Source organism: Micromonospora sp. NPDC047187 (assembly GCF_040643355.1).
GTDB lineage: Bacteria > Actinomycetota > Actinomycetes > Mycobacteriales > Micromonosporaceae > Micromonospora > Micromonospora salmantinae.
The window spans coordinates 1-6,831 of the sequence record NZ_JBEYUF010000052.1; the positions used below are offsets into that span (position 1 = coordinate 1).

9 protein-coding genes and 2 pseudogenes are annotated in these 6,831 nt (G+C 67.7%); 4 read left to right on the forward strand and 7 right to left on the reverse strand.

Annotation, left to right across the window (positions count from 1 at the left end; translation table 11 throughout):
• Nucleotides 1-284 (forward strand): hypothetical protein (locus ABZ794_RS33690; RefSeq protein ID WP_357519467.1); only part of this gene is annotated, 284 nt, incomplete at its 5' end.
• Nucleotides 285-550: 266 nt separating this feature from the next.
• On the opposite strand, the gene ABZ794_RS33695 is transcribed toward ABZ794_RS33690, so the two are convergent.
• On the reverse strand, nucleotides 551-1,021 hold the full coding sequence (locus ABZ794_RS33695) for a hypothetical protein (protein WP_330440913.1): 471 nt from the start codon (nucleotides 1,019-1,021) through the stop codon (nucleotides 551-553).
• 249 nt (nucleotides 1,022-1,270) lie between these two features.
• On the opposite strand from ABZ794_RS33695, the gene ABZ794_RS33700 reads away from it, so the two are divergent.
• The 3 genes from ABZ794_RS33700 to ABZ794_RS33710 all read left to right on the forward strand — a co-directional run bounded on the left by ABZ794_RS33700 (nucleotide 1,271) and on the right by ABZ794_RS33710 (nucleotide 3,266).
• On the forward strand, nucleotides 1,271-2,437 hold the full coding sequence (locus ABZ794_RS33700; RefSeq protein ID WP_357519469.1) for a helix-turn-helix domain-containing protein: 1,167 nt from the start codon (nucleotides 1,271-1,273) through the stop codon (nucleotides 2,435-2,437).
• A 289-nt stretch (nucleotides 2,438-2,726) separates the two neighbouring features.
• The gene (locus ABZ794_RS33705; RefSeq protein ID WP_357519471.1) at nucleotides 2,727-3,023 is read left to right on the forward strand and encodes a hypothetical protein; all 297 of its coding nucleotides are present in this window, start codon (nucleotides 2,727-2,729) and stop codon (nucleotides 3,021-3,023) included.
• Between the two features lie 18 nt (nucleotides 3,024-3,041).
• Nucleotides 3,042-3,266, forward strand: coding sequence for a hypothetical protein (locus ABZ794_RS33710; protein ID WP_210781293.1), 225 nt, complete (start codon nucleotides 3,042-3,044; stop codon nucleotides 3,264-3,266).
• Nucleotides 3,267-3,396: 130 nt separating this feature from the next.
• Here the strand turns inward: ABZ794_RS33710 and ABZ794_RS33715 are convergent.
• The 6 genes and pseudogenes from ABZ794_RS33715 to ABZ794_RS33740 all read right to left on the reverse strand — a co-directional run.
• Nucleotides 3,397-3,667 (reverse strand): annotated as a pseudogene (locus ABZ794_RS33715) (transposase); the annotation flags it as partial.
• 55 nt (nucleotides 3,668-3,722) lie between these two features.
• Nucleotides 3,723-3,992: pseudogene (locus ABZ794_RS33720) on the reverse strand (IS5/IS1182 family transposase); the annotation flags it as partial.
• Nucleotides 3,987-4,316, reverse strand: a complete 330-nt coding sequence (locus ABZ794_RS33725; RefSeq protein ID WP_357519478.1) for a hypothetical protein — start codon at nucleotides 4,314-4,316, stop codon at nucleotides 3,987-3,989. The pseudogene ABZ794_RS33720 and the gene ABZ794_RS33725, both read right to left, overlap by 6 nt.
• Nucleotides 4,317-4,785: 469 nt before the next feature.
• Nucleotides 4,786-5,334, reverse strand: a complete 549-nt coding sequence (locus tag ABZ794_RS33730; RefSeq protein WP_210781278.1) for a hypothetical protein — start codon at nucleotides 5,332-5,334, stop codon at nucleotides 4,786-4,788.
• 281 nt (nucleotides 5,335-5,615) lie between these two features.
• Entirely contained in the window at nucleotides 5,616-6,197 is a 582-nt protein-coding gene (locus ABZ794_RS33735; protein WP_357519474.1) for a transposase, read from the reverse strand.
• A gap of 24 nt (nucleotides 6,198-6,221) precedes the next feature.
• A partial coding sequence (locus ABZ794_RS33740) for a transposase (protein ID WP_357519476.1) occupies nucleotides 6,222-6,831 on the reverse strand: 610 nt, incomplete at its 5' end.

A 6,831-nucleotide genomic window follows, 5' to 3' on the forward strand; every position in this document is an offset into this window, starting at 1 on the left:
GGGCGCCCGAGGGGCGCTGGACGGACGCCGCCGATGGAGACCCTGCTTCCTGGCAGGGCTACCGGCTCCATCAGGCTGTCGTCCGCGACAAGCTGTCGCAGCCTGATGAGTGCCAGGTGCCGACGGAGCAGGCCTATGTGCTCAACGCCGAGTTCAACCAGGCAACCGAGGACAACGTCGACGTCAGCGAAGAAGCAGTGCTCGCGGATATCGCCGAACGGCACAGCATCTCGGCTGCCCGCGCTGAAGAACTGGTCCTGGCTGTCGAGGACTGGACAATGTGATGAGCCCCAACACGCAGGCCGAGTCCACCCGGCCCTTTAGGGCATCGGTCGATCCCGCGGGCGGGCCGAGCACGAAGACCCACCTCGCGGTCGACGGACGCGGCCGACCGTTGTCGGTCCTGCGGCGCGATGATCTGGTCGGTCAACTGGGACGTGACGAACGGCAACCGCTTCGCCAACACGGTCGGCCCGCACCTGGACGCGCTGCCCTGAGACCGGCACCGCCGGCACGGATCCCGCAACGGGATCCGTGCCGGGTGGGCCGATCAGATGAACGCGAGCGAGCTGAAGAACGCCGGGTAGCAGTCGACATAGATGTCGTAGACGCCGGGCGGCACGTGCACGGGGCCCAGGGTGGCCCCGTTGGAGCACCGGGCGCTGACCGCGGTCGTCGGCTGGCCGGTGAGGGTGCAGCCCTGGAACACGATCAGCCACGGGTCGACGTACTGCCCGGCATACGGGCAGGAGCCCGACATCACCGAGAAACCGCCGCCCTTCGCCGGTGAGGCGGCGGCCGCCGTCGACGTCGTGACGCTCAACGTGCCGGCGGAGCTCGCCGATGCCCGCTCGGCTCCGATGGCGGCGACAGCCGCGTCGCCGCTCGGCGCGGGTGCCGCGACCGCCGCGGACGGTGCGGCCATGAACGCGGCGAGCATCGCCGTCGCGGCCAACAGCAGACTGGATGCGCGGAGAATGCCGGATCGTGCTCCGGCGGAGGGCCGACTACGCCATGTCATAACCAGAACCACCTCTCGATTGCTGTGCGATCTGCGGATGCCGGGGCGCGTACCTGGTCGCGCCCGAGTAGGCCGGGCCGTCGTCCGACGTCCATGGCGAAGCGTTCCAGGGTGCCGGTGGCCGGGTCTTCGTGACAGAGCGAGAACCGGGTCGCCGGCGTACCCCGGTTCTTGCGAATGTCCGCAAGGCTGTCCGGTCCGCGTCAACCGGGCGGCGTGGCCGGAACGCATCGATTACCGTTGACCGGCATGGGCGGTCTGTTCAGCCTCTGGCGGCAGCGAGTGGCCGACAACGCCCACCGGGCGGTGGACGCCTACCAGGAGGAACTGCTGGAATACCGCAACCTCGCGGCCATGCCGCAGGTGCGGTCGGAGATGCTCGATTTCGCGGTCTTCCTCCGTCAGCGCACGGTCGACCTCGCGGCGGACAGCGCGCCGTTCCACGTGCAGGATCTGGACCTGATGGCCGCGATGGGCCGCCAGCGCGGCGAGAAGGGACTCACCCTGACCGCGCAGCGGCAGGTGCTGCTCGTGCACACCCGGCTGACGCTGCGCGAGGTGTACGAGGCGGCCGGCCCGAACGACATCGCCGCGACGATGCACACGCTCGCCTGGCTGGCTCCCGCGGGACTGGCCGCCCAGGGCGCGTACACCCGGGGCTGGATCGAGGGGCAGCGGCGCACGCTGGCGACCGCCGCCCAGGTGCGGCTGCTGACGGTGATGCTGCTGGCCGGCGACGACAGCGCGACCGACCTGGCGAGCAGCCTGCACATGCCGGTCCCCGACCACGTCGTCGCGACGGTGGTCCGGGTGGCCGGCGGGTCGCCCGGGCCGGACCAGGCGGCGCGGGACGAGTTCGCCGGCGCGCTGCTGAAGACGCACTGGATGCCGCTGAGCTGGCCGGAGCCGCACGAGGTGGTCGCGCTGATCCCCAGCTCGCCGGGCGCCCGGCAGCCGGCGGTCGAGCGCGGGCTCGCGCTGGCCCGCGACGTGGCCTCGATGACCGGCCGACCGTGCGCGGCCGGCACCGCGCCCGGGCGGGTGCGCGCGTTCGGCGACGCCGTGGCGCTGGCCCGGCAGGTCAGCGAGGTCGCACCGGTGCGGGCCGTGCCGCGCCACGCGTACACGGTCACCGACGTCTTCGCCGAGCTGGGCGCCGCCCGGCTGACGGAGGTCGGGCAGTGGCTCCAGGTGGTCGGAGCGCAACTCGACGCCGGCCCCAACCTGGTCGCCACGCTGGACGCCTACTACCAGCACGACATGAACCGGCTCGACACCGCGGCCGCGCTGTGCATCCACCCGCGCACGCTCGACTACCGGCTGACCCGCGTGCGCGACCTGACCGGGCTAGAGGCGGGCTCGACCCGCGGCGTACGCGTGCTGAGCACCGCCGTCGCCCGGATCCTCGCCGGCTAGATCAGCAGCCGAGTGAGCTCCATGTTCTTCATACTGATGTAGCTCAGCTTGTTACCGAACCGCATCGAAACCTGTAGCGAGCTGATCATGCCGGACGGGCCCGTGGGGCTCGAGAATTGGGTTACGCCGGCTGAGCTGCAGTTCGCTCGACATCGACCTGGCCGACACGATGAAGGCCATGAGCACATCGCTGATGTACCTGCTGCTTCGCCAGGTTCTACAGATGTTGTCCCAGCTCGCCCACGATGGTGGGGCCAAGGACGTGTAAATCCTGGTACTCCGGCATCAGGTGGCGGTGCTGCGCCGACAGGTGCACCGCCCAGATCTCCAACCCGCCGACCGGGTGGTGTTGGCGGTGTTGTCGCGGCTGCTGCCCCGCCCGCGCTGGTCGGCGTTCTTCGTCACCCCAGCGACACTGCTTCGGTGGCATCGGGAGCTCGTCGCCCGACGATGGACCTACCCGCATGCCCGGCCGGGCCGGCCGCCCGTCGACAACCGGGTCCGTCGGCTGGTGCTGCGCTTGGCGGCGGAGAACCCGACCTGGGGGCACCGGCGCATCCAAGGTGAGCTGGTCGGCCTGGGCTAAAAGGTGGCGGCCAGCACCGTGTGGAAGATCCTCCACCAGGCCGGCATCAACCCCGCGCCGCGGCGGTCCGGGCCCACCTGGCGACAGTTCCTGACCGCCCAGGCCCGCACGATGCTGGCATGTGACTTCTTCACGGTCGACACCGTGCTGTTCAAGCGGGTCTACGTGCTGGTCTTCGTCGAGATCGCCACCCGCCAGGTCCACGTCGTCGGGGTGACCACCCATCCGAACGGCGCCTGGTAGCGCAGCAGGCGCGCAACCTGCTGATGACCTCAACCAGCGGGTGGCCGAACTGCGGTTCCTGCTCCGCGACCGGGACACGAAATTTACGGCGGCCTTCGACGCGGTGGTCACCGCCGCCGGTAGCCGCCGTCGCCATCACCGGGCGCCCGTCCAGCTTCTCCTGCGTGCCGCTGGTGCGGTAGACGACGCTGTCGTTGCGGTTACCGGGCTACGGGTCGCCGACGGCGATGACCAGGCGGGTGCTGGCGTCGATGGCGACCTGCAGGTTCGTCGAGTACCTGTAGTTCTTGCTCCGGGCCGCCAGGCGGTGATCGCGGGTCGGGATCAGGGTGCCGTCGATGATGGCGATCTTGCTCGACCGGCCGTTTCCGCACCGGTGCCAGGGCCCAGATCAGCCCTACTACTGACGTTGCCGCCGGAGAGCACGAAGCCCAGGGTTCGTCCCCGGCTGTCGTAGGCGAGGTGAGTCTTTGGTTGTCAGTCCACCTCGAGATCGACCGAAGGCGTGATCTTGCGGTTCGTTCGAGTCTCCGCGCCCCCTTTCGCGCCGGCGGCGTGCTGGTGGGCGCGCCCGATCGTCGAGTCGACCGACACCAACCAGTCGATGTCCCCGGCAGCGTCCGCGTCGGCCTGGATCCCGGCGAGCATCCGCTCGAACGTGCCATCGAGGGCCCACCTGCGGAGACGGGTGCAGATCGACTGCCAGGAGCCGTACCGGGGCTAGTCGCTCTTGTCACTGCCCGTTCGTGTCGATCGCTCGGCGTACCCCACATTCAGCCAAGATTCCTTGGTGATCGGTGAGCCGTAGCTAAAGCAGGGTTCCGGTGGCGTGAAAATCGCTAATCGCTGTTCGGTACGGACGTCTGCCATGGTGGCGCCGGGAGGCAGGCTGTCTAACGGTGGAAGCTCACGAATTTGCTGTTTGACGTCGGTGGAGGCAAGCAATGCCTTCACGACCGCATCGAGGACTCGCTCCGCCAACTCGTCGGATGTGACGTCTCCCGCGTCTCGGGCAGCGGTCACGGCGGCGGCCCGCATGGGTGCCAGCACTGAGTCAGGTAACACGGTCCCTCGAACCTTCATGGTTTCCCCAATCATCAGAGCCGGTGGTCAGAGTATCGCTGACCGCCTCGTGCCTTAACGTTCAGCGGCGCCTGCGGATCTGCACCGCATCCTCATCATTACCTGGGTCACCACAAGTACCTGTCATCGGCAAATCCGGAGGTCGCGGATGATGTAGGACTGTCGCATGGAGTCCCGTCATCGGTGACTGCCAGCGCGACGCCGAGGATGAGATCTCCACCGTGCAGATCCTGGATGACCGATGCAGTCACTCAACATCCAGCGCGAGGGCTGTTCCGGCAAGCTGTACCGCTGGTCAGCGGGGGCATCGTCGGAATCGAGTGCCAGGCGGGTAGTTCGCTATCAGCGGCGCGACGACTGAAGCCTTTGACCAACGGTCGCGGTCCAGCCGGAGCCTCGCCATCTGGATTGGCTCCTGCCGGACCGCGCGCGAAGGTCAGTTGCCACGCACCTTCTTGAGGGCGCGTTCGGTCAGAACGAGGGCAAGGTCGACCGCGTCGCCGTCGTTGAGCGGGCAGTTCACCGCGTACTTCTGGGTCTGCGCGACGTTGCGGAGTTTGATCCGGTCGTCGTCCAGGTCGTTGACATCCTCGGGGCGCAGTCGCAGCGTGAGGCCTCCGTTGCCCGGCTTGACGTAGACGACGGCCCCGTACTTCTTCGGTCCCTGGTCGCGGACCATGATGTAGTCGGTGTAGCCGTCGTGGGTGCGGTCGGACTCCCCAATGGCGACCACAGTCTTGAGCTCCAAGGCGCGGTTGAGGAACGTCAGCACCCTGTTGGCCGTGCCGCCGTCGTTCGCACGGGTGTAGACGAACTGCTTGATGAAGAACGCTTCCTCGTCGTCGGAGTCGAGCGCCGACGTGCTGCGAGTCGGGAGCGCCTCCTTTTCCGGAGCTGCGGTTCCGTCGTCCTCTGCTGGCGGGACATGGTTGGTGCGGGTTTGGTACTCGATGATCTCATCGACGGTGCCTTCGATGATCCTCATGACTCTCCACTCTCGCATAGCGGCGACGGTAAGAGTCTACTTTGGCGTGAGCATTCTGTAAACACGTGAGCATGCGTGTGTACGCCTACTCTGCCCAGAAGTAGTCAGTCTGAGGGTGATAGTTCGTGCTTGGCCAGCTCAACGCCGCCGGCCCTAGTACTCCAGCCGCACCTGCTGAAGTTGAAGTCTTCGCTGGTAGTGGGCTGTTTTGGCGCGGTACTGGTGTCGGCGTCGCCATCGTGACCATCGATGGATGTGGTCGAAGGGTCGGATGGTGGTGATCAGGTGTGCCAGGAGACGTCGGACCTCGCCGAGCGTGAGAGGAATGAGACCCTCTTGCTCGAATCCGGCACCCCCTTTTTGGCGTGGGCGGCGGTGACGGCGAGGTAGGCGTGGGCGCACAGAACGAGCGTTATGTGGCGGTACCAGGCGTCGTAGCGACGCACCTGGTAATGATCCAAGCCGACCTCGGTCTTCGCGGTCTGGAAGCACTCCTCGATCGCCCAACGGGTCCCAGCGACCCGGATCAGATCCTCGTCGGGCGTCCCGGCCGGGCCGAAGCACAGGTAGTAGGCCAGGTCCGTGGGGTCGGTGATGCTGCGTCGGATCAGCAGCCAGTGGCCGTACCCGTCGACCGTACCGGGCAGGGAGGCCACGGCCCAGTCGTAGAGTCGTGGCCCTTTGGCGCCGTCGCCGCAGCTGCGCCGCTTCCATGCCAGGGCCGGCGCGTTGGCGGCGAGGACGTCCGGGCGGGAGTTGCCCACCGTGGTCGGGACCCGCTGGTTGCGGGGCACGGCCAGGACGTAACCGATGCGCTGCTGCTGCAGCCACGTCCGGAACTTCGAGTCGGCTCTGGCACACATTCTGTGATTGATCTTGGTAGCGGCTCAGGGTGTTGCGAGGACTCGTTTGCGGAGGAGGTCGAGGTTCGCGCGGCCGTACATTTGTCGCTTGATCGTTTTGATTCGGTTCACGTGGCCTTCGACGGGGCCTGAGCTCCAGGGTCGGGTGAGGCCGGCGACGACCGCGTCGCGGTCACTGATCAGGCCAGCGGCGAAGCCGCGCAGTTCGGGGTATCCGGCGTTGCGGGCACGGTCGATCCAGGCGTCAAGGTGCTGGCTGGTGCCCTGGTGCCGGACCAGCGCGGTGAACCCGCGGGCGAGGTCGGCGACGGTGTCGAGGTCGGGGCAGCGGCTGCGGGCGTCGGCGAGGTTGGTGCGGTCGTCGTCGGTAAGTTTGTGTCCAGGGCGCATGATCCAGGCGGTGATCCGCCGAGCGGACGGCACTCGGACGGCCACAGGGGTGGGTTTGGTGCGGTTGGTGGTGAGCCAATCTTTCAGTACACGCGAGCTGCCCTGGTAGCCGCGGGCCAGAATCTCGGCATGCAGGGCAACTGTCTCGTGGATGCCGTCGGTGAGTCGTTGCCGCAGGTAGGGGTGGAACGGGGCGAGGACGCTGGGTCGGCTGCTGGCGTTCGGGCCGATCAACGCCTCGGCG

What these genes read in the sequence shown, in the direction of transcription:
- ABZ794_RS33700 (WP_357519469.1), top strand. Translation starts at nt 1,271, where the DNA reads ATGGGCGGTCTGTTCAGCCTCTGGCGGCAGCGAGTGGCCGACAACGCC.
- ABZ794_RS33735 (WP_357519474.1), bottom strand. Translation starts at nt 6,197, where the DNA reads ATGTGTGCCAGAGCCGACTCGAAGTTCCGGACGTGGCTGCAGCAGCAG.
- ABZ794_RS33730 (WP_210781278.1), bottom strand. Translation starts at nt 5,334, where the DNA reads ATGAGGATCATCGAAGGCACCGTCGATGAGATCATCGAGTACCAAACC.
- ABZ794_RS33695 (WP_330440913.1), bottom strand. Translation starts at nt 1,021, where the DNA reads ATGACATGGCGTAGTCGGCCCTCCGCCGGAGCACGATCCGGCATTCTC.